Source organism: Coleofasciculus sp. G1-WW12-02 (assembly GCF_040219735.1).
Lineage (GTDB): Bacteria > Cyanobacteriota > Cyanobacteriia > Cyanobacteriales > Coleofasciculaceae > Coleofasciculus.
In genome coordinates this window covers 1-22,493 of the sequence record NZ_JAVJRX010000044.1, presented here as the reverse complement: position 1 = coordinate 22,493, position 22,493 = coordinate 1, and the positions used below count along the sequence as shown (strand labels likewise).

At 43.8% G+C, this 22,493-nt stretch carries 13 protein-coding genes; 6 read left to right on the top strand and 7 right to left on the bottom strand.

Going from position 1 to position 22,493, the window contains the following annotated elements; genetic code table 11:
* Window positions 1–124 precede the first annotated feature (124 nt).
* From RID09_RS07460 to RID09_RS07435, 6 genes are all read right to left on the bottom strand, one after another.
* Window positions 125–1,231: a hypothetical protein gene (locus RID09_RS07460; protein WP_446335317.1), complete on the bottom strand. Its 1,107-nt coding sequence runs from the start codon at window positions 1,229–1,231 to the stop codon at window positions 125–127.
* A 610-nt stretch (window positions 1,232–1,841) separates the two neighbouring features.
* Window positions 1,842–3,506, bottom strand: coding sequence for a S8 family peptidase (locus RID09_RS07455; protein ID WP_446335316.1), 1,665 nt, complete (start codon window positions 3,504–3,506; stop codon window positions 1,842–1,844).
* A 36-nt stretch (window positions 3,507–3,542) separates the two neighbouring features.
* Window positions 3,543–3,962, bottom strand: coding sequence for a hypothetical protein (locus RID09_RS07450; RefSeq protein ID WP_446335315.1), 420 nt, complete (start codon window positions 3,960–3,962; stop codon window positions 3,543–3,545).
* 447 nt (window positions 3,963–4,409) lie between these two features.
* On the bottom strand, window positions 4,410–5,219 hold the full coding sequence (locus RID09_RS07445) for a TrmH family RNA methyltransferase (protein WP_446335314.1): 810 nt from the start codon (window positions 5,217–5,219) through the stop codon (window positions 4,410–4,412).
* Window positions 5,220–5,286: 67 nt separating this feature from the next.
* Window positions 5,287–6,327 carry a hypothetical protein gene (locus RID09_RS07440; protein ID WP_446335313.1) on the bottom strand — a complete coding sequence of 347 codons (1,041 nt, stop codon included), beginning with the start codon at window positions 6,325–6,327 and terminating at the stop codon, window positions 5,287–5,289.
* A gap of 51 nt (window positions 6,328–6,378) precedes the next feature.
* A complete protein-coding gene (locus tag RID09_RS07435) occupies window positions 6,379–8,115 on the bottom strand; it encodes a DEAD/DEAH box helicase (RefSeq protein ID WP_446335312.1) in 1,737 nt (578 codons plus the stop codon).
* A gap of 142 nt (window positions 8,116–8,257) precedes the next feature.
* Here RID09_RS07435 and RID09_RS07430 point away from each other — a divergent pair, with 142 nt between their 5' ends.
* The 6 genes from RID09_RS07430 (at window position 8,258) to RID09_RS07405 (ending at window position 16,977) form a co-directional block, all read left to right on the top strand.
* Window positions 8,258–9,133 (top strand): MBL fold metallo-hydrolase, encoded by an 876-nt coding sequence (locus RID09_RS07430; RefSeq protein ID WP_446335311.1) that lies wholly within the window; start codon window positions 8,258–8,260, stop codon window positions 9,131–9,133.
* A gap of 465 nt (window positions 9,134–9,598) precedes the next feature.
* Window positions 9,599–12,013, top strand: a complete 2,415-nt coding sequence (locus tag RID09_RS07425; RefSeq protein ID WP_446335310.1) for a sensor histidine kinase — start codon at window positions 9,599–9,601, stop codon at window positions 12,011–12,013.
* 83 nt (window positions 12,014–12,096) lie between these two features.
* Window positions 12,097–12,963, top strand: coding sequence for a response regulator transcription factor (locus tag RID09_RS07420; RefSeq protein ID WP_446335309.1), 867 nt, complete (start codon window positions 12,097–12,099; stop codon window positions 12,961–12,963).
* A 37-nt stretch (window positions 12,964–13,000) separates the two neighbouring features.
* Window positions 13,001–13,291: a circadian clock KaiB family protein gene (locus RID09_RS07415; protein ID WP_446335308.1), complete on the top strand. Its 291-nt coding sequence runs from the start codon at window positions 13,001–13,003 to the stop codon at window positions 13,289–13,291.
* Window positions 13,292–13,349: 58 nt separating this feature from the next.
* Entirely contained in the window at window positions 13,350–14,873 is a 1,524-nt protein-coding gene (gene kaiC, locus RID09_RS07410) for a circadian clock protein KaiC (RefSeq protein ID WP_446335307.1), read from the top strand.
* A gap of 127 nt (window positions 14,874–15,000) precedes the next feature.
* Window positions 15,001–16,977 (top strand): response regulator, encoded by a 1,977-nt coding sequence (locus RID09_RS07405; RefSeq protein ID WP_446335306.1) that lies wholly within the window; start codon window positions 15,001–15,003, stop codon window positions 16,975–16,977.
* A gap of 17 nt (window positions 16,978–16,994) precedes the next feature.
* Here RID09_RS07405 and RID09_RS07400 read toward each other — a convergent pair whose 3' ends face one another.
* Window positions 16,995–22,277 carry an AAA family ATPase gene (locus RID09_RS07400; protein WP_446335305.1) on the bottom strand — a complete coding sequence of 1,761 codons (5,283 nt, stop codon included), beginning with the start codon at window positions 22,275–22,277 and terminating at the stop codon, window positions 16,995–16,997.
* Window positions 22,278–22,493 lie beyond the last annotated feature (216 nt).

Sequence of the window (22,493 nt, the reverse complement as noted above, 5' to 3'; positions counted from 1 at the left end):
CCTTCACTTTTGGGTTGAGTGCGCCTTCACTACTCTCTATGTCTTACGAGGTTGAGGTTATGCAATGTAGAGACGTAGCATGCTACGTCTCTACACGCCATTTCCCTTTGCCCAGGATTTCTCCCTACCTGCCAAACCGTTCTAATAATTCCTGACGAGAAAGCGTCAACAGCAAAGGAGTCAACTCTTGATGAGGTAACTCTAACATGGCTGCGATTTTGTCGGCTAATTCTGCATCAACTTCACCAAACCTTACTCTCAGCAGGTTCTCCACCTTTTCTCGCCCCCCTTCGCCTAATCTCAGATCTTGCCTAGAACCTTCGCCAAACCACAGTAATAACTCTTCGGGGGAAAGGTTAAACAGTAGACGAGTCAACACTTCTGGCGGTAACTTTAATATATGTGCGATGATCGCTTCTAATTCCGCATCAATTTCCCCAAACCGCACTCTGAGAAAGTTTTCTACCATTTGCCGTCGTTCTTCCCGAATCCCTTCTTGTCTGCCTTCTTGTCTGCCTTCTTGTAAGGTTTCTTCCCGCCAACGTATATAAGCTGGTGATAAGTTCATCAGTAACTCCCTATCTGCATTACTTAAGGTTTCACTACTGCTCACATTGATGCGCCAATTGGCTAGTATTTCCAGTATATTCCGCCGCAATGGACTTTCTTTGGGCAACTCAAGTAACTCCTCAATTGCCTGTTGCTGTGTTCTCCTTTTTCCTAATACTCTTAACCACAGTGTATCTTGACTTACGGGTAATTGGTTAATCGCTACTAATGCGGTTCTCTGAAACTCCGGTAAGAAGTAAACTCCTTCTCCCCAATTCTCATCCTGACTTAACTTGGCACTAAACCCGTTGAGTAACCGTTGAGAACAAGAGGGCGATAGAATCCACAAAAGGGGTAACTCATCCTCTGACACAGAACGTTTCTCTCGTCGTGCCTTTCTCAATAGTTCAGCTCGTAGCGAATACAATTTCAATAAGCAACCGTGTATTTCGGCTACAGTCGGGGCATTACGAAACGGTTCAAATAGACAAGCGGTGGCTGCCATTTTCCCCAATAATCCCAGATTAGAAGAATCTGTCGAGGGAGAGGATGCAGGTACAAACCAAACATCCACCTGGCGCACTTCGCTGGGTACATCTCGGCTAGTTTCTACTGTACCCAGTGGCGCTAATAATTCTTCCAAATACTGCTTGGCAAATTGGTCATGAGGTTGTCGTGTCATAGGTCAAGGAACAGGGATGATAAAACCGATAACTTATTACTCCCGTTCCGGCATAAGCTGCTGTAATTCAACCCCCACACCGATTGGAGTTTTTCGTTCGTTATACAAGGATTTTATCCTGGATTTTATGCCTAAGGATATTTAAATAAAAAAACAATAATGTAGGATTAATTTGTTTATTTTATCGCTCATCAATGCTGTTGTAGAGACGTTCCGGCGGAACGTCTCTATCATAAGATATGTCCTAACCGCTATGGCGGTTGCTATAAATTGGGGATGATACCAAGTTGTAGTGGCGTGGCACACCTTATTTGATGAATTAGAATTACGCCCGGAAACCGTAGGGGCGCATGGCGTGCGCCCGATTCAATGGTAAAATCTATCCCACAATTTTAGCTGTGCCACGCCAGTAGAATCTGTCATTCTGAGTAGAATGCAGTGAAACGGAATGACGCGAAGCATCTGTCCAGATTCTTCGCTCCGCTCAGAATGACATGATAGAACGCAACTTGGTATGAGTAGCGAACATAATGGGATGAGTAGCGAGCAAGATGCTCGCACTACAAGGATGAGAGCCGTTATTGTTATTCAGGTTTAAATACCGAATAACTTACTGCACAGCTTGAATCGCCGCTTCTGCATTCACCAAACCCAGACCAAAGAAATAATTCTCAGCGGAAGTGGGTTCAGGAAATACTAAAAATTCGGGTCTTTCTTCGAGTTTTTCATCAGTCAAACGGGCTTGTTGATAACTTTGATAAAGATCCTGTTCTGTTTCCGTTAGCGTTAATCCCTGATAACTAGCTGTTTCTTCCAACACGTCTATAATTCGCTCTCGATTCAGGGTATTATTCACTCCTTTCATTAAAGCCACTACCCCAGATACAGCAGGTGCTGCAAAGGATGTTCCCTGAACTTGCACATAGTTACCCAAGGGATCGAGAGTATATCCCCAAGCATAGTCAGGTTTCGTTATCCCTTGCCATAATGATGATAATCCAGTCCCCCCGGTGGTTAAAATACCCCCACTTAAACTGCGACTAATATCTCCACCAGGAGCAACCACATCCAATCCTTTGCCATAGTTACTATAGGAACTACGCTCACCTTGCATGTTCGTCGCCCCGACAGACAGCACTTGAGGAATAGCTGCTGGGAAACTAATTCCAGACCGATTTTCATTCCCCGCTGAAGCGACAATTACCAGTTGAGGATTTGCCTCTAAAACACTCAAGATTTGTTCATTTAATGCTTGATGAGGCATTAATCCGCCTAAACTCAAATTAATCACATCAACATCCCGTGCGGCGGCGTAGCCAATTGCTTCAATTAAAGAGATGGAATCTATTGCACCATTTAATCCAAAGACGCGAATCGGTAAAATTTTTGCCTGGGGAGCAACTCCGACTATTCCGCTTTGATCTGGAGAATGCGCCGCAACCACACCAGACACCCAGGTTCCATGAAATTCAGATGTTATCTTACTGCGAAAGTATTGTTTAATTAAAGTTCCAATTTCACAAGCAGAAGCATCAGGGTCGTTCTGAGCTAATAGTAAGGCTACTTTTTTATACTCTTCCACCATTTCCTGACAAGATAGCTCAAAGGTATGGCGAAAATGGGGCTGAAGAATATCCCGTTCATTCCGACTCAATCGGGTATCAGGATCACCTTGTCCAGAACTAGAAAAGTCCCACCCCTTGACCTCACCGGGGAGTTTGTCGGGATAATGATCTGTAGTATAAATATTGTTGGCTAAATCCTGGTGATCCCACTGGATCAAACTGTCAATCACCGCAACCACAACTCCTTCACCCCCCTGGCTGGCTTGCCAAGACGCGATCGCGCCAATATCGGTGCGGGGTAACAGTTGCCCCCGTTTGGGTGTACTATCTAAATGCCACAGTAGAGGTAATAAAGCAGTTGAAAAGGGAGTGTCTTTGGGCTTAGGTAAACGAGCAAGGCGTTGTTGCAGCAGTCGCTCCGGGTTGAGGGTTTCTCGGCTAGAATTAATCAGGTTGGTTTGGGGAACAATTTGATCCGAAATTGCTTGAATAAAATTCGGTGTCGCTGACTGAATCACACTGACTTGATTGAGTTGATTTGCCACGGTAATTATTTCTGTCCCTGATGCCAATTTTGACCGGACGACATAGCGATTTTGACTGAAGCGGAGGGGACGAATGATTTCTAAGTTCTGCTCGTCCAACACTTGTTGCTTCTGGGTTTCGGATGTCCTTGGCGCAAAACTAATGACAATTTCATTGGGTAACACAATCAAATTTTCATTCTCCCTATCCTCAGATTCCCCTTAGTTGAGAACAGGTAAGGTTTCCTCAACATAAGGTTGTTGTTGAATCTGGTTGGTTAACAACCGGGTAGATGTTCGCGCCCCAGCCGGAAGCCGAACCAACGCTAACTGATTACCGAGAGGGTCAACTTGTAAGTTTGTATTCGGTTGTAACGTCGAACCTCGCCCTTGAATTCCCCTTGTGGTTAAATCGTCTTGGAGTTGCAAATATAGGGGTTTATTCCCTCGCGGCTGAATGGCTTTGAAGCGAACCGCCAGCACATCGTTACGTAGATTTAGGGGAATTTGTTTGCCATAGAATGAGTAAGATAGTGCTTCAGTCGGTTGGGTTTGAGCTAGAGAGGCTTGAGGACGTGAACCTAGATTGTCAATGTTCCACAAACAGGCTGTGATTAAAATGGCAGATACAAATCGCTTCATCTTGAGTATCCTTGTATACGCTACGATGTATCTCTACTTCTGGAGTAGGGAAGCTTATGCAAATCAGAGAGTATAATTATAAGTTGTAGTGGCGTGACCCACCTTCGTGGGTTCTCTTGGGGTAACCCGACTAATTCATCAATTGCCTGTTGCTATGTTTTGGTTTAGTTTGTTTTTATATGAAAAACTGAATTACCCCCTGCAAGAGGAGGCGATTGAAATCGCTGCTACACAAACTTTCGTCCGCCTGCGCGGACTGGATTATAAGTAGCTAACCCGGATTTGGTGTCAGTTGGGTTTCCTTGCGTTTTCTCAACCTACACATTAACTACAAGTTATAGCAGTAGACACATTGATTAGGACAAAGGCACTATTGTAGAGACGTTGCATGCAACGTCTCTACATAAATGATGTGTCCTAACAGCTATGGCGGTTGCTATAACAGATTCAATTGCTGTTACTGGAGTGATGCTCTAAATGTTGACGTTTCAATTCAAAACAAACGACGGCGGTGGCAGAGGCTACATTTAAGGATTCTGCTGGAGCTTCAATGGGAATCGAAACCCAGGTATCAATCAACTTGTGATGATTGGGGTTAATTCCTTCGGTTTCATTTCCCAAAACAAATACCGAAAACGGTGAAAAAGAAAGACTGTAAATTGTTGATGTAGCTGTGCCACTCAATCCATAAATTGTATAATTAGCTTGATGCAATTGCTGGAGTGCTTCAGACAGTTCAGCACAGCGCAAAACTCTGGTATAAAATGCTGTACCTGCTGAGGCTTTAATCACCAGAGGATTCAGATCAGGACATCCTTTTCGGGGCAGGATAATTCCGTCAAACCCAGCCGCTAGGCAAGTGCGGATAATCATGCCCACATTACTGGGATTTTTGACCCCATCTAAGGCTAATAATTTGCGGGTTTGAGGTTTAAGATTAGGGGGATGAGATTGTTCTCGTTCTAAATAAGTTGATAAGGCTTCCATCGCGGGTGGAATCACATCGACAACGACGCCTTGATCATGACGACCGTTACGAGAAATTCGGGTAATGTATTTGGGTGATTCTCGCGAAATTGTCACCCCTCTTTCTTTGGCTTCCTTGATTATTTCATCAATAAATTCTCCTCTGGCATTATCGGCAATTAAGACTTTATCAATAACAATATCCTGGTTAGATAATGCTTCTAATACAGGTTTTCTGCCATAGACTGTAATAAACTTATCTCTGGGATGCTTAGTTTTGTGAGTTGTCATCGTTAGGTTGGGATTTGTTTGTCGGATGGGTTAAGTGGAGGGTTATCGGTTTGAATGCAACGTAGTATCACTTATTCCAACAGCTAGGTGAGATGATTTTAGCCACCTTATCATCTAAATAAAACTCATAGACGGGTTCTCCTGATACTTCACAACGTAAAGGCTCAAGAACCTTTGTAAAGGGATTCCAAACCGCTGTCACCGCCCGTTTTACCTTCTTTCTAACTAGTTCAAAATTAATATGGATTGTGGGCAGATGAATCACCATGGCACTATGTAAAAAAGCGTCTACAGAGAGGGTATAACGTTCCTTGATATCTGCCAGTTTCCGCTCTAATTCCCGTTGAGTTGCTTCAATCCGGGCTAACTCTTTCTCTTTTTCTTCACCGCTTAACCCTTTATGCTCAATTTTGGCAGCAATCTCAGCCGCGATCGCACCGTAATAAGCATGAAGTCGTTCTGAATCTCTTCTTAGCGTTCGGGTTAATTTAGCATTCCACTTCTCTAGCTCCGCTTTAATTAATTTAGCGGCTGTCTGTTCAATTAAACTGGACAACTCCTCAAACTGCATCACGGTTAAATTTTCCGAATCATTAACATCAATTCGATCGGCTTCCCAAAATAAAGCATCGCCAATGTCTACAGGGGTCACTCCAGTTGACTCATTAATAATAAATGAAACCATCCCGATTCTTCTCTCATTTGCTTCGGCTGTATAGGCGACATTGCACCAGATATAACGAGTGGTTTTTGGTTTAGCGTCTATAAATCGAATCAACCCATTTTGAGGTGCAATATGAAGCTGTAGCAGTTTTTCAAACCCTGTCGTTTTGAGATAACCCTCATATTTCACGCCTACTTGTGTCACACATCCTCTATCTGCTAGCAGTTCAGAAAACTTATTCAGCACGGCTGAGTGATAGGTGACAAAATGGCTTTCGGGAATATCAGCTCTCGTGGCGAAAGTCACCTCTTCAGGTAAGTCGAGAGCTTTGGCAATGGTTTGAGTTAACAGTACATTCAAAACCTGCTCGCCATCCGGTTCGGCGATTCCTTCGTGTAAGGAGATGAGTTGAGCTAGGGTAGACAGGATTGGATTGGAAACCATTTTCAGATCAGGAACACATAAAAGAAGATTTCTGGCATTTGTCTTCTAAAATTAAGCTTCAAAATCTTCTCCAAAAATCTGTTCATCGAGTTCGCTAATTTGGCGATATTTGTCTTTAGCGTTGATCAAGTCAGTGGCTAGGTTTTCAAAGGCTGTATCTAATTCAGGTTTGGCTTGATGTTTTAACCAAATGTCTATCACCGCGTCGCTGAAATCAAACTCCTCATCCACATTCCCTAAGATGGTTTCGATTTCCCCGACCACCAGTTCAAACATATTAATTTTATCATGCAAGATTCGCAGGATGTATTCCTCAATGCTATCCTGAAGACAGAAATTGAAGATAAACACATCTTGTTGCTGTCCGATGCGGTGGATTCTACCAATGCGTTGTTCAATTTTCATCGGGTTCCAGGGTAAGTCGTAGTTGACAATCGCGTTGGCAAATTGGATATTCCGCCCCTCACCACCTGTCTCAGATGCGAGTAATACGGGGACGCGATCGCGAAAGGCTTCAATTGCTGCGTCTTTCTCTTTTAACGACATATCTCCGAGAAATTGGGCAAAGGAGATATCCGCTTGTTCCAGTGTTTTGGCTAAGTAAGCAGATGTGGCTCGATGGGTGGTAAAGACGATGGTTTTTTGAGTCGATTTTTTGAGTAAGTCTACTAAAGCTAAAGCCTTCTCAACTTTTTTAATTTGTGAGGCGCGTCGGGTTAACCGTTTTAATTCGTCACTAGGGAATTTTTTGGCAAGATTTTTGAGGGAATCGGCTAAAGCTTGAGGTGAGGAACCTGCCCGCATTAAAAGATTGGTGCGGGAAAACTTGTCTAATTTCTTAGTTTTGCCAGAGTCGGATTCAGTGATTTCCCAAGAACGCAGATACTCTGTCAAATCCTGATAAAGTTTCTCTTCACTCTGGGAAGGGGTAACCGTGATGGTGGTAGCGAAGCGTTTGGGTAACTGAACATCAACTAAAGAACGGGTATTGCGAACCATTACCTCCCGCATTAACTGGCGCAGCTTTTCGGGATTTTTGGGAACTCGTCCATTTTTTGAGGAAACGTACTCTTTCTTGAACGCCGCTTCTGTTTTTAATAGTCCCGGTTTAAGCAGGGTTAAGAGATTGAACAATTCCACCAGAGAGTTCTGGACAGGAGTAGCCGTGAGCATTAAAATAAATCGTTTATTTAGGGCATTGACAAGTTTCCAGTTTAGGGTGCTGCGATTCTTCAGGTGGTGTGCTTCATCAACGATGACTAAATCCCAGTTTCGGGCTGTGACTAGGTTGAAATGATTCGCTGATTTAGCCGTATTCAGGGAGGCAATCAGTCGGTTATTTGTACTCCAAAATTCGCTCCGGTTGAGTTGGAGTTGTTTATCGTCGCTGGTAATGGTGTCGATACCAAATTTCGTTTGCAATTCCTGTTGCCACTGAGAGACGAGAGAAGCAGGGGTAAGAATTAACAGAGATTCAATCATACCTCGTGCCAGGTATTCACTTAAGATGAGTCCGGCTTCAATCGTTTTCCCCAGTCCGACTTCATCGGCTAAAAGGGCGCGTCCTCCCAGTTGTCTGAGGACTTTGCGGGCGGTTTCAATTTGATACCAGTGCTTATCAATCCCCGTTAGAGTGGGAAGGCAGACGAGTTGGTCGTAATCTGCCATCACGGATACGTTAAACAGTTTAATTCTGGCTTCGTAGTAGTCAATCGTGTCCGTTTGCCCATCAGCAAGTGCTTGTAAGGCACTGGAGTGATTAAATTTGAAGGTGTATAAGCTGTCCATGATCTATCGTTACCTTTATCCACACCTCAAAACCATACTTGGCTCTCTTCCCCTTGGGGTAGAGGGCATTTTTTTGTATATTTCTTACTTTATAAGTATTGCACCTCTAATCCAATCCCATAGTTAAAACTCAGATAAAACAATGGCTACTCTGAATCAACGTCGTCCCCAAAACGCTAAGGGTGACGTTTATGTCGATAAAACTTGTATTGATTGTGATACTTGTCGCTGGATGGCACCAGACGTATTCCATCGGGCAGATGAACAATCAGCAGTTTACCATCAACCGACGAATGAAACTGAACGATTAGCAGCGATGCAGGCGTTGCTATCCTGTCCCACAGCTTCGATTGGTACGGTAGACAAGCCTCAGGATATTAAAGCGGTTCAGGAAACCTTTCCGATTCCGATCGCGGACAATGTTTACCATTGCGGTTATCATGCGGAAAGTTCTTATGGGGCGGCGAGTTATTTAATTGTCCGGGAGCAGGGGAATATTTTAGTCGATTCGCCCCGATTTACGCCAGCTTTAGTCAAAGCTTTAGAAGATATGGGTGAAATTCGCTATATGTATCTCACCCATCGCGATGATATCGCAGACCATAAAAAGTTTCGAGACCATTTCCGGTGCGATCGCATTCTTCACAGTGATGATATTACCCCCAAGACGAGTGATGTGGAAATTCAGCTAACGGGTCACGACGCGATCGCACTATCCCCCGATTTGGTAATTCTCCCGGTTCCCGGTCACACTAAAGGTCATACCGTTTTACTCTACCAGCAAAGGTTTCTCTTTACGGGTGACCATCTGGCTTGGTCTAACCGCCTGCATCAACTCTATGCCTTTGATAATCTCTGCTGGTACTCGTGGTCAGAATTGCTCAACTCGATGCGGCGTCTGGCTACCTATCGGTTTGAGTGGGTACTTCCTGGACATGGACGGCGGTATCATGCAGATGCACAAACCATGGGTCAACAGATGCAAAAATGTATTTCTTGGATGGAAACGGTACGCTAATAAGTAGTTTGTCATTTGTCTGGGAATAGGGAATAGTAAACAGTGAACAGTGAACAGTGAACAGTGAACAGTGAACAGTAAACAGTGAACAGTAAACAGTGAACAGTAAACAGTAAACAGTGAACAGTGAACAGTAAACAGTGAACAGTAAACAGTGAACAGTGAACAGTGAACAGTAAACAGTGAACAGTAAACAGTGAACAGTGAGCAGTGAACAGTGAGCAGTGAACAGTAAACAGTGAACAGTAAACAGTGAACAGTAAACAGTAAACAGTAAACAGTGAACAGTGAACAGTGAACAGTGAACAGTGAACAGTGAACAGTAAACAGTGATCGATAACTGATAACTGATAACTGACAACTGGTAACTGATAACTGATAACTGACAACTGGTAACTGATAACTGATAACTGATAACTGATAACTGATAACTGATAACTGATAACTGATAACTTCCCCTAACCAATGACTAATGACAACACTCAAGCACCTGACATCCAGCCAACTCATCTAATCAGTAGTCGGCTTAAATCCTTTTCTAAAGCCGCCAGTCTTATAGTTATCGGTATAGGTTGTCTGGTGCTTTTGGGTTGGATGTTTAACCTCTCCCTGTTAAATCGCATCGTACCGGAATGGGGAACCATGAAAGCTAATACAGCGATTGGCTTTATTGTCAGTGGTATCTCCCTCTATCTGTGGCTTATGGGTAACTGGGAAAGTAAACAAAGTTCATCCTACCGATTATCTTTGATCGGATCACAGGTACTAGCGGTTTTCGTAATCGTGCTGGGTTTGCTGACCTTTTTGGAATATAGTTTTAATCTAGACTTTGGCATTGACCAACTTTTATTTGATCAGCGTCTTGATGCTGTAGACACCGCCGCCGGGAGTCGGATGGCGCCCAATACGGCGTCTAACTTTCTGCTGTTGGGTTCGGCTTTGCTGCTGTTGGGGAGAAGAGCTTACTGTTCGAGCCAGTTTTTTACTCTCCTGGTTTTCTTGGTGGCGTTTCTGGGGCTAATGGGTCACCTCTACCAAATCCCACTTTTCTATCGTATTGGCTCCTATACGGGTATGGCAATTCATACTGCCATCAGCTTTATAGTAATGGCAATCGGGATTTTGAGTGCTGGGGCAAACTGGGGCGCGATGAAAGTGGTGATTAGCGATCGCGCCGGGGGTATAATGGCACGAAGTATCCTACCCCTGGTGATTAGCATTCCCCCAGTTTTGGGCTGGCTGGTATTGTGGGGCTTTCGCGCCGATATCTATCCGCCTACTGTTGGATTTGCCTTTCGCAGTGTCTTAACCATGGTCATTTTTGGTGGATTTATTTGGTGCAATGCCAAACGACTCAACGCCCTTGATGCCCAGCGACAACGGTTTCAACAGGCACTGTTAGAGAGTGAACAGAAATTTCATGCTATTTTTGACCAGACGTTTCAGTTTATTGGCTTACTCAAACCTGATGGTATCCTAATTCAAGCCAATCAGACGGCATTGGATTTTGGCGGAGTGCGGCGAGACGAGGTGATTGGCAAACCCTTTTGGCAAGCCCGGTGGTGGACGATTTCACCACAAACCCAAGCCCAATTAAAAGACGCGATCGCAAAAGCTGCTCAAGGTGAGTTTATCCGCTATAAAGTCGATGTACAAGGGGTAGGGGATACCATTGTCACGATTGACTTTTCCCTCAAACCCGTGACGGATAGCCTGGGAAAGGTGGTGTTGCTGATTCCAGAAGGGCGAGATATCACCGAACTTAAACAAATCGAAGAAAAACTCCGGGAGAGTGAAGAACGCTTCAGACGTGCCTTTGATGATGCCGCAACCGGTGAAGCACTGGTTTCGCCCGATGGTCATTTTCTCCGCGTCAATCACGCTTTATGTGAATTGCTGGGGTATCAAGAATCCGAATTACTGGCGACAACCTTTCAGGACATTACCCATCCCGATGACTTGGACGCTGATATACAGTACACGCATCAGATGTTAGCGGGTGAGATTCAAACTTACGCAATGGAGAAGCGGTATTTTCATCAGCAAGGACATCTCATCTGGGTGCTGTTAAGTGTTTCTCTGGTGCGGGATACTCAGGAAAAACCGTTGTATTTTGTGGGACAAATTCAAGATATTACTCAGATAAAGCAAACCCAAAATCAGATGAAAACTCTGGTAACTGAACTTGAACGAAGTAATCGGGAATTAGAAGACTTTGCTTCTGTCGTTTCCCACGATTTGCTTTCCCCTCTGCATAAAATGCAAATGCTTAATGACTTGCTCACAGAAGAATATAGTCAGGTTCTCGATGAACAAGGGCAGGAGTACCTGGAACGGATGCGCCAGGTCAAGAATCGGATGCAAACCTTTATCAATGAATTATTGATGTTATCGCGGCTCACAACTCAAGATCAACCTTTGGTTTCGGTAAATTTGAATACAGTTGTCCAAGAGGTGTTATCCGATTTGGATGTTCAACTCAAGGAAACCCATGGAATTGTTGATGTCGAAGAGTTGCCCACTGTAGAGGCTGACCCCCTGCAAATGCATCAACTCATGCAGAATCTGCTGAGTAATGCGCTGAAGTTTCATCACCCTGAAACAGCGCCTATTGTCAAGGTTTATTCCCAGGAGAATGGACTCGGTGATCAGTATCAAATTGTGATCAACGATAACGGGATTGGCTTTAAGCCAGAGTATAATGAGCAAATCTTTGAGGCATTTCAACGCTTACACAGCCGCCGTCACTACGAGGGTACAGGCTTGGGGTTGACGATTTGCCGCAAAATTGTTCAACGTCACGGGGGAACGATTACCGCCTCTAGTGTTCCTGGTGAAGGGGCAACATTTATGTTTACGATTACAAAGAAGCGAAGGTGAATGGCTCGATTATACCCAATGGATAGGCTCGGTAATTATATCATCTCTTATCATTAGATAAGTTAATATCTGAAACACCACTCATGCTGGATCACCGTTGTCGAGTTTTACTGGTCGAAGATAACCCCGATGACATAGACAAACTACAAAAACTGATCACCACTGCCAAATCTCCCTCATTTAGCAGAGGATTTGAACTGCTTTGTGCTGAGACACTAGATCAGGGACGAGATTATTTGGCTCAAGGAGGTATCGATGTCGTGTTATTAGATTTAATGTTACCCGATAGTCGGGGGATGGAGACACTCCGGCAAATGCAGCAAACAGCATTCGATGTACCAATCATCGTCCAAAGTGTTCTCGAAGATGAGAGAGTTGCGGTTAAAGCCTTAGAATTGGGAGCTTGTGGGTATTTACCCAAGGCGAAGCTGGATACCAGTTTACTCGTCTACGCGATTCGCGCCGCCCTTGAGCGACGATATCACTTGGCTGCACTCGAACAACATCAGCAACAGCAAGAGCTCAAAGATCTAGAAAAGTTAATCACTGGTGAGATAAACTCGACCCAAAAATCGTCCAGTGTAGAACCCCTGCACCAAAGAATGCCCGATGTGTTTGAGGAACTGATGCAACACTATGGTGATTTAATGGAGTGGGCATTAGAAGAACGTATTTATAAAGTCGAGCATCAGCTGTCTATGCATCTAAATACCTTTGCCGAACAGTTAGGTTTACTCCAAGCCTCCCCCCGTGATCTCATAGAGTTACATACAAAAACCTTAAAACAGAAAAATCAAGCCGTGAATCGACGTAAGGCACAAGCATATACCACAGAAGGGCGCTTTTTACTATTGGAAGTCATGGGTAATTTAGCGGCTTACTATCGAAGATATTTTATTGGATTGAGTAAAATTAATTTAGGAAAAGATGCTAAGAAATTCAGTCCTTGATCACAAAGAATATGGCAAAGTCCGTGAGCATCCTAGCATGTGTAAACGATATCGGCTCAAACTTTATGTTACTGGAGACACCCCGCGATCGCAATGTGCGATCGCCAACTTGTATCGACTCTGTGAGCAGGAACTACCGAGTCAGTATAAAATAACGGTTATTGATGTTCTCCAATCTCCCCAGCTCGCAGAAGCGGAACATATTTTAGTTACCCCGACATTAATTAAAGAATTTCCCAATCCTGTCCAGCGAATCGTGGGAGATTTGTCAGACACTAAAACTGTTTTATGGGGATTGAGTATCGGTGTCAAGCCGCAAAAACCTTGAGCCATGGCACTTAAGCTGCTATTCTATATGTTTCCAATTCACACCAAGAAGCAAAGGAATGAGCCAACAGCCACAGTCCAATTTTATTTTTATTGACAAAGTTAAAACAGGTATTTCTGGCTTTGATCTATTAGCTGAAGGAGGACTCCCCAAAGGTCGAACTACCTTAGTTGCAGGTACAGCCGGCAGTGCGAAAACGATTTTTGCCTGTCAATTTCTGGTCGAAGGAATCAAAGAGGGAGAAAATGGCGTCTTTGTCACATTTGAAGAATCGCCTCAAGCCATTCGCCGAAATATGCAAGGTTTTGGTTGGGATATCGAAAAATGGGAAGCTGAAGAAAAATGGGCATTTGTTGATGCTTCTCCCAAAACGGGAAATAGACCCTTAGTCAGTGGTGAATATGATCTCGGTCCCTTGCTAGCTCGCCTGGAATATGCAATAGAAAAAGTCAAGGCGCAACGGGTATCCATGGATTCCTTGGGAGCGGTTTTCTCTTATGTGCCAGACGTAAGCCAAGTACGCGGCGACTTATTTGATATAGCCTGGGCGTTGCGGGAACGGGAAATTACCTCAGTATTGACCTCAGAACGCACTCAGGAATACGGAGACATCAGCCGCTATGGTGTAGAAGAGTTTGTCGCCGATAATGTGGTAATCCTGCGGAATGTATTGCTTGAAGAGAAGCGTCGCCGCACGATTGAAATTCTTAAATACCGAGGGACTCCCCATCAACATGGTGAATTTCCCTTTACTATCTTGCCGGAGCAAGGCATTGTTGTCATTCCCTTCACAGCGACTAAATTAGAGCGAAAATCATCCAAAGAGCGAGTCACATCGGGTAATGCTGAGTTAGATTCTATGTGTGGGGGAGGGTTTTTCCGCGATTCTATTATTCTGGTATCGGGAGCGACGGGTACAGGCAAAACGTTAACAGCAACAGAGTTTTTAGCAGGAGGTGTCAACAATGGAGAAAGGTGTTTACTCTTTGCCTTTGAGGAAAGCCGGGATCAGCTTTTTAGAAATGCTGCCGGTTGGGGCGTTGATTTCGAGAAGATGGAACGAGAGAAAAACCTAAAGGTTGTCTGTCGCTATCCGGAAGAAACCGGACTAGAAAATCATTTAGTGACTATGAAACAAATAATCGAGGACTTTCAGCCGCAACGAATCGCGATTGATAGTATTTCGGCATTGGGGCAGGTTACTACCTCCAAAGGGTTTCGAGAATTTATTCTGGGACTTAATTCTATTATTAAAAAACTCCGAATCACCGGACTTTTTACGGCTAATACATCACCGCTCATGGGCAGTGTTTCGGTCACCGAAGCCCAAATTTCTACCAATACTGACGTGATTATTTTGTTGCGATATGTGGAGGTTCAGGGGGAAGTCCATCGGGTATTAACGGTGCTAAAAATGCGCGGTTCAAGACATCATAAGGAAATTCGGGAGTTTTTAATTGATGATGATGGAATGCACATTGGCAGATCCTTCCGCAACGTTACAGGTATTCTCTCTGGTAATCCAAGTTATGTGAATCAGAGTGAACTTGACCGCCTCAGTGGTTTGTTTGAGGATTGTTAAGTAGAGACGTAGTATGCTACGTCTGGGGAGCATGTAGAGACGCGCTTTTGAAGCGTCTGGGAGCGGGGGAAGAGGATTACCAATGAACAATGAACAATGAACAATGAACACCATCAACACATAAAAAATGACAAATGACTTAAACCTTTTAATTCTACAAGAGTCTGCTCTGGAAACAGAGCAGATACTGTCGCTGTTATCTGAAACTGGGTTGACGGTAACGTGGCAGCGCGTCAGTACAAAAGCGGAGTATTTAGATCACCTGAATCCGACTGTTGACCTAATTTTAATTGGCTATCCCTTAGCCGAGTTTGATGGTATTGAAGCACTGTCCTATTTACAAGAACAGAGTCTCAATATTCCTGTGATTATCATTAGCCACAGTAGCTGTGTGTCTATTGCCGTAGATTGTATGAAAGCTGGCGCAACGGACTATCTGCTCTACGACCAACTGGCACAGCTTCCTCAAGTTGTGAAGCAGGTATTAATTGCAAAGGAGAGTGAACGCCCCGGAAACATACAGGATAAGGTTTACTCTTTTGACCTAAAGCAACAGTTGCAGGTACAAACCGCAGAAGTGGCGAGACTCTCAGAACAATCTCAACAGAACCATAGGGAGAAAGAAAAGGTAGAAGCAGCACTCCTCAAAAGTGAGGCACAGTTTCAGGTTTTAATCAGCAGGAATCCAGATGGGATTATGGTGATAGACACAGATGGTATTGTGCGATTTCTCAACCCAGCTGCACTGTCACTCTTTAGTCGTGAGGAAGACGAACTATTGGGTCAAATCTTGGGTTTTCCGGTGGTGGGCGAAGATAACACAGAAGTGGATGTGCGGACGGGTACTGGGGAAAATAGAGTGGCTCAGATGCGAGTGGTAGAAACTGAGTGGCAAGGAGAGATGGGTTACCTGGTTTCCCTGAGAGACATTACTCAACACAAGCGAGTGCAAGAAGAGAGGATTCAACTCTTAGAAAAAGCCGAAGCTGCTAACCGCATCAAGGATGAGTTTTTGGCGATTGTGTCTCACGAGTTGCGTACTCCGCTCAATCCCATTCTAGGCTGGTCAAAACTGCTGCGGAGTCGAAAACTTAGTCCGACTAAGGTAGACAAAGCCTTAGAAACGATTGAACGGAATGCTTCCTTGCAAGCTCAACTGATTGATGATTTACTGGATGTTTCTCGGATTTTACGCGGCAAGTTGAATCTTAATGTCTGTCGTGTAGACTTGGTTCGGGTGATTAAAGCTGCCATTGAAACGATGGGTTTAGCCGCCGCCGCCAAGTCGATTGAAATTGAAACCCAGTTGGAATCAAGGGTGGGATTTGTGTCTGGTGATCCCAACCGCCTCCAGCAAGTGGTTTGGAATCTGCTATCAAATGCGGTAAAGTTTACTCCCTCGGGTGGACGAATCACCGTGCGCTTAGAAAAGATTGATTCACAGGCGCAAATCCAAGTCAGTGATACCGGTCAGGGGATCAATCCGGAATTTTTTCCACACATATTTGATTACTTCCGTCAAGAGAATAGTACAACGACGCGGAGTGTTGGTGGATTGGGATTGGGGTTGGCAATTGTCCGCCACTTGATCGAACTCCACGGAGGTAGGATTGCGGCTGAAAGTGAGGGAATTGGACAGGGAGCAACGTTTACGGTGAAGTTACCTCTGATCTCGGATTCGCTAACCAAGACTCACAATTCCGCGCCAGAGGATGAGAGTTTGGATTTAACCGATGTGACGGTGCTCGTGGTTGAGGATGAGGTGGATACGCTCGAGTTGCTCACCATTATCTTGGAAACCTACGGTGCAAGGGTTGAGGGGTTCACTTCCGCCAATGAGGCGCTTGCTGTATTGTCTCAAGGGCAACCTGATGTGCTAATCAGTGATATTGGGATGCCAGAAATGGATGGCTATGAGTTCATTCGTCAGGTGAGAAAACTACCACGCGATCGCGGCGGGCAAATTCCGGCGATCGCACTGACGGCTTATGCGGGAGAAACTGATCAGGAAAAGGCACTAGCAGCGGGCTTTGATCTTCATCTCTCTAAACCTGTTGAACCCGATCAGATTATCGAGGCGATCGCGAATCTAGTGACGCTTTGAGTTTTGAATGGCGCTGTTTACATTTCATGGGGAAATTCTATAGCGCAGCGGTGACAACGTTCGAGATAACTGCCAGCAGGGCGATCGCCGGCATGATAGTCCACACATTCTTGAAATAAAGGCGCCGCTTCTAAACAGGAAGCAAAATGATATAACAAAACTGCCCTTTCAAACGTATCTTTCGTAGCATTTTTTGCCTCTCGTAATTCCGGTGAATCGGCAGAAAACACTTCAAATAAACCAACCGCTTTAGCTTTGCCTTTGGCTTTCACTTGTTCGATAAATCGAAAATCGTATTCTAAGGGATTATTTAAACGTGCTAAAGTTTGATGGGTGATTAACAACGAAACCCCATATCGTTTGGTTAACCCTTCTATGCGCGAGGAGAGGTTCACCGCATCCCCAATCGCTGTCCCATCCATGCGCCCAAATCCGCCAACTGTACCTAACATTAACAATCCTGTATGCAAACCGATACCAATCCGTAGGGGTTTCAGATTCTTGTCCTGTCGCGTTTTATTGTATCTTTTCAATTCTTGTAACATGGCGAGCGCTCCTTTAACCGCATCATCGGCAGAATTGGGAAAGAGTGCCATAATCGCATCGCCGATATATTTATCGATGAATCCGCCATGGCTTTGAATTTGCGGTTCCATATAACCCAGATACTCATTAATAAAGGCAAAGTTTTCGGCTGGGTTCATCTGTTCGGAAATCGTTGTAAAATCGCGAATATCAGCAAATAAAACGGTCATTTCCCGTTCGACTTGATCGCCGAGTTCCACATCAACAATGCTTTCTTTGTCTAAAAAGCTGAGAAACTGAGCCGGAATGAACCGCTCATACGCCGCGTTTAAGGTGGTGATATTGTCATAGAGTTTGGCATTTTCTAAAGAAATGGCGGCTTGGGTGGCGAGGGTTCGCAACAATGCCATACGCTGTTCGGTAAAGGCTCCCGTGGTTAGGTTATTTTCTAGATAGATAATCCCTTGGAGTCTCCCTTGATTGATTAAGGGGGTGCAGGCGATAGATAGACACTGATACTTTTGAATATAGGGATCGTTGGTAAAGTTGTCTTCACGAGTTGCATCGTTTAAAACAACAGTTTTACAAGTGCGGGCGACATAATGGACAATTTTTGAGGATAGCCGTTCAAACTGATCCAAAGGAAGCGATTGCAGTACGGGAATTTCCTGGGAGTCAGCTTCCTTTGTGGCTTCGACACATAACCCATTACTGCTGGGTAAAATTAAGATACCGCGTTGCGCTCCGGCATTTTCGACGAGAATATTCATTAAAGTTGCCAGCAATTTATCTAAAACTATCTCGCTGGAAATGGCATTGCTTGATTTGATCGTTGTGGCTAAATCTAAAATTTTCGTATCCGTTGAGTCGTTTGTCGTGTAACCCTGAAAGGTTGCTAAAATAGAGGGAAAAACCGTTAGCGATCGCAAAAACTGTGGATAGGTGGCTTCTAACTCCTTGACTTTCCGTTTAGCCCCCCAAATTTTATACCCATAATGGGCATTTTTTAGATAGATTTTGGCAAATTCTGTTTTGCCTTTCGCCAGCCAAAATTTAGCCGCTAGTTCGTTGGCTAAGGCTTCATTTTGAATAAATTTGTTTGTCCGCGCAGAATCAATAGCGCGATCATACAACTCCATGGCTTCTAAATGATCTCCCGAAATCCGCGCCATTTCTGCGGCGATCAACAGATATTTATGCAGAAAGTTTTCTGGGCAATTATCTGCCCAAATTTTCATTTGCTTTTGATTACTTTCTAACTGCTGCCAATAGTGCTTTTGGGTTCCCTCGGTTACCTGTGAATAAAGGGATGCCAGAATTAATGAATGGTGAAAATTATGTTCCGAGACTTGGAAATGACCTAAAACAAAATCTATAGAGTTGCCAGCCTCTAAAATTGCCGCTAAAGCCATCTCAAATTCATCATATAAATACAAAATTTGGGCTTTAAAAATATTAAACGTACAAAGCCAAGCAAAACTGTTATGGGTTCGACAGGTTTCCAGATAATCAAAGTCATTAAAATCCTCGTTATAAAACTCTAATTTACTCTCAGTCATTCCCATTAAATTCAATAAAGCCAGTTGAAATCCCACCATTCCATCAATTGCCCATTGATTTTTTGTCTTTTGCAAAAACTGTAAATAATTGGGCAAAATTTCGCTAATTTCTTTAAGGTTAACTCCTTGATAAAATAAGTAACGTAACTGATGTTCCAGAGCATATCCAGAATGGCGTAATTCTCCCGATGACAAACCCGCATGATAGGAATCATCGAAAATCTGTCGCGCAAACTTGATCGGTTTTACCCAATGATTCAAATGACCCGCGAAAATCAAACAAGCCCCACATTTTTGGAGCTGACTGTTGAAGCGCTCACTCAACCTTACCGCCACACAACCAAACTCATACCCTGCTTGATAATCCCCTAAAATAGAACCCAATATAATTCCGTAAGTCACATACCCCTTTGCCGATTCGGGAATATTGCCATAAGTTAAGAAAAGATTCGCCATCTTGACAACAATAACAGCGTAGAGTTCCTGATTAAAAAAGTAAGCGGGGGGATCAATATTTTCCAACAGTTCCCCAACCATTTTTTGCTCAGGAATCGCGATTTCAGGTTCAGATAACAATGAGGCAATTGGGCGGTTGCCTAAGTTTTGTTTCGCGAGTTCAATTTCTACAGCAAGAGCCGTTTTTAGGTCGGTTTTCGGTAAATCAACCCCAAACAACGCTAGAGCTTTTCGTCCCGTTTCAATCGCATCTGAGTAGTTAGCCATCAGTGTGTATTGAAGAATCAGCAGTTTATAAATTTCGGCTTTATCCAGTGCTGATTTAACCTGTTGTAAGGTAGAGTTAATCAGTGCTTCTGACGCATCAAAATTACCGTTTAAATATTCAACAAAAATTCGTTCTTTATACAAGTCCAAAACCAAGTCATAGTGAGTTGACCATGCCTCATTAGTCAACCCCTCCATCCCGAAAACTAAATAGTCTCTAGCCGCCTCATAAGCGTTGGCATCTTTGGCTTGTTTCCCTGCCAGTAGGTTTAACTGGACTAACTCCAACCGTTCTAATTCATCGGTGATCAGCGATCGACTTGCATTCAATCGATCGACGATTTCAAAAATTCTTTCTGTTCGTTCTTGGCTATCGAGATTCGCCAACAACAGGCGACCTATTTTTAAGTTAAATTCTTTTCGTTGCTGAACACTTATCAACGAATAGGCAGCTTGTTGAATACGATCATGTCCGAATTTATAGGACTGAATTATCAGATTTTCATCGGCTTCGGATAATGGGAAAATAAAGCCGCGTTCCCAGGCAACTTTTAATAAATTAAATATTTCTTGAGCAGATTTTTGCTCAACCCAGGTCAGAAGTTTTAAGTTAAATTCTGCTCCACAACAAGCCGCTAGGGATAAAAGATTTCGGCTAATGGGTGGTAATTTTTGTAGTTTACTCACCATCAATTCCACGACATTATCCGTAAATCCCCTTCGTTCAATCGCTGCCAGATCCCATTGCCAACGTCTCTGTTCACGATTAAATTGCAGCAATTCTTCACTAGACAAGGCTTGTAAAAATTCATTGATAAAGAAAGGATTACCGCCCGTCTTTTGCCAAACTAAACGGGCTAAATCGCGAACCGTTTCCGCCTCCTGCTGGAGGGTATCGCTGATTAAACAGGTAATTTGGTTTAGGGATAAAGGGGTTAACGTAATTTGCGTAATCTCGTCACCTTTGTTTTGCTGAAGTTTTTGCAGGGAAATTGCCAACGGATGACTAACCGAGACTTCATTATCGCGATAGGCTCCTAAGAGCAAAAGAGATTGGGTTTCACCGTCAAGCAAAATCCGTTCCATGAGTTTCAATGTCGCTAAATCCGCCCATTGCAAGTCATCGAGGAAAATTACCAAAGGATGCTCGACACTGCAAAAGGTGCGGATAAAATTCTCAAAAACCAGGTTGAAGCGATTTTGCGCTTCGTTGGCGCCTAATAGGGGAACAGCAGGTTGTTTACCGATAATCAGTTCAACTTCGGGAATAACATCAATAATAATTTGTCCGTTAGTTGCCAACGCCTGCAATAGTTTGTCTCGCCAGATTTGTAATTTAAACTCGGTTTCTCCTAATAATTGTTCAATCAATCCGCGAAAAGCGGCAACGATGGCAGAATAGGGAATATTGTGTTGAAATTGGTCGAATTTACCCGAAATAAAATAGCCCCGACGTGCTGTAATTGGTTTGTAAAGTTCTTGGACGAGAGAGGATTTGCCAATACCGGAATACCCTGCCACTAACATCAGTTCAACCTTTCCTGTCTCGGCAACTCGTTCATAAGCAGCAAGTAACGCGGCGATTTCTGTGTCTCGTCCGTAGAGTTTTTGGGGAATTTGAAAGCGATCAGAACTATCCTGTTGACCGAGAGGAAAGGGAACAATTGTCCCTGTTTGGGTTAATTGTTTGAGGCAGGTTTCTAAGTCAGCTTTTAATCCATAAGTACTTTGATAGCGATCCTCAGCATTCTTCGCCATCAATTTCATGACAATCTCAAAAATGAATGTCGGGTGTGGGGTGGTGGGGATGGGGGGATTTTGGGCAATATGACAATGGACTAATTCCAAGGGATCAATAGTTTCAAAGGGTAACTTTGCTGTCAGCATTTCATAGAAGGTTACTCCCAAGGAATAAAAATCTGTGCGATAATCTAAGCCTCGATTCATTCTCCCTGTTTGTTCTGGGGAAATATAAGCCAGTGTCCCTTCTAAAACATGGGGATTTTTCAGGGTGGGATTTTCTCGACTCAGTTGGGTAGCAATGCCAAAGTCAATAATTTTGAGTTCTTTGGTGTCGGGATTAAAAACAATATTGGCAGGATTAATATCTTTGTGAATAATATGTTGAGCGTGAATTTGTCCTAAACTATCGACAATGGAAATTGCCAGGACTAAAAATTCGCGTAGAGAGAGGGGTTCACGCTGTTGCAGCCATTGTTTGAGGGAAATTCCGCCAAAATCTTCTAGAGCGATCGCGTAGCTTCGTCCCCATTCTTCGAGACTGTAGGCTTTGGCGATACCTGGAGACTCTAACTGGCAAGTGAGGTGATATTCTTGTTTGTAGCGTCGGATTTGCTCTGTCGTGGGATAGTCTCGGTTGAGAAATTTGAGGATGACGGGTTGGCGATCGCGAATTCGCCGAGCGTGATACACTTGCGAGTTCTCGCTGTCATGGATTTGCCTGAAATCTTCGTATCCAGCAAGAGAAACCATGAAATGTCCAACTAGAAGGGAAAAATCAATATTCTGGTTGTAACATATTTAATCTCTTTTCCCAGACGTTCTACCTTTACCGGAAAAGCGATGGGTGAAGGCTCCCACGCTCTTTAGCTGGGAGATGAAACCGAGCGAACCGTCTAGGTAGCGAATTTATTCGCCAGTCAAATAATTCGGATAACGTTCTACTATTGTGGTAATGTAAATACAAGT

Bases quoted from the DNA above. Each gene is read 5' to 3' on its own strand.
- RID09_RS07460 (WP_446335317.1), bottom strand. From the start codon at position 1,231: ATGACACGACAACCTCATGACCAATTTGCCAAGCAGTATTTGGAAGAA.
- RID09_RS07450 (WP_446335315.1), bottom strand. From the start codon at position 3,962: ATGAAGCGATTTGTATCTGCCATTTTAATCACAGCCTGTTTGTGGAAC.
- RID09_RS07445 (WP_446335314.1), bottom strand. From the start codon at position 5,219: ATGACAACTCACAAAACTAAGCATCCCAGAGATAAGTTTATTACAGTC.
- RID09_RS07440 (WP_446335313.1), bottom strand. From the start codon at position 6,327: ATGGTTTCCAATCCAATCCTGTCTACCCTAGCTCAACTCATCTCCTTA.
- RID09_RS07435 (WP_446335312.1), bottom strand. From the start codon at position 8,115: ATGGACAGCTTATACACCTTCAAATTTAATCACTCCAGTGCCTTACAA.
- RID09_RS07430 (WP_446335311.1), top strand. From the start codon at position 8,258: ATGGCTACTCTGAATCAACGTCGTCCCCAAAACGCTAAGGGTGACGTT.
- RID09_RS07425 (WP_446335310.1), top strand. From the start codon at position 9,599: ATGACTAATGACAACACTCAAGCACCTGACATCCAGCCAACTCATCTA.
- RID09_RS07420 (WP_446335309.1), top strand. From the start codon at position 12,097: ATGCTGGATCACCGTTGTCGAGTTTTACTGGTCGAAGATAACCCCGAT.
- RID09_RS07415 (WP_446335308.1), top strand. From the start codon at position 13,001: ATGTGTAAACGATATCGGCTCAAACTTTATGTTACTGGAGACACCCCG.
- kaiC (WP_446335307.1), top strand. From the start codon at position 13,350: ATGAGCCAACAGCCACAGTCCAATTTTATTTTTATTGACAAAGTTAAA.
- RID09_RS07405 (WP_446335306.1), top strand. From the start codon at position 15,001: ATGACAAATGACTTAAACCTTTTAATTCTACAAGAGTCTGCTCTGGAA.
- RID09_RS07400 (WP_446335305.1), bottom strand. From the start codon at position 22,277: ATGGTTTCTCTTGCTGGATACGAAGATTTCAGGCAAATCCATGACAGC.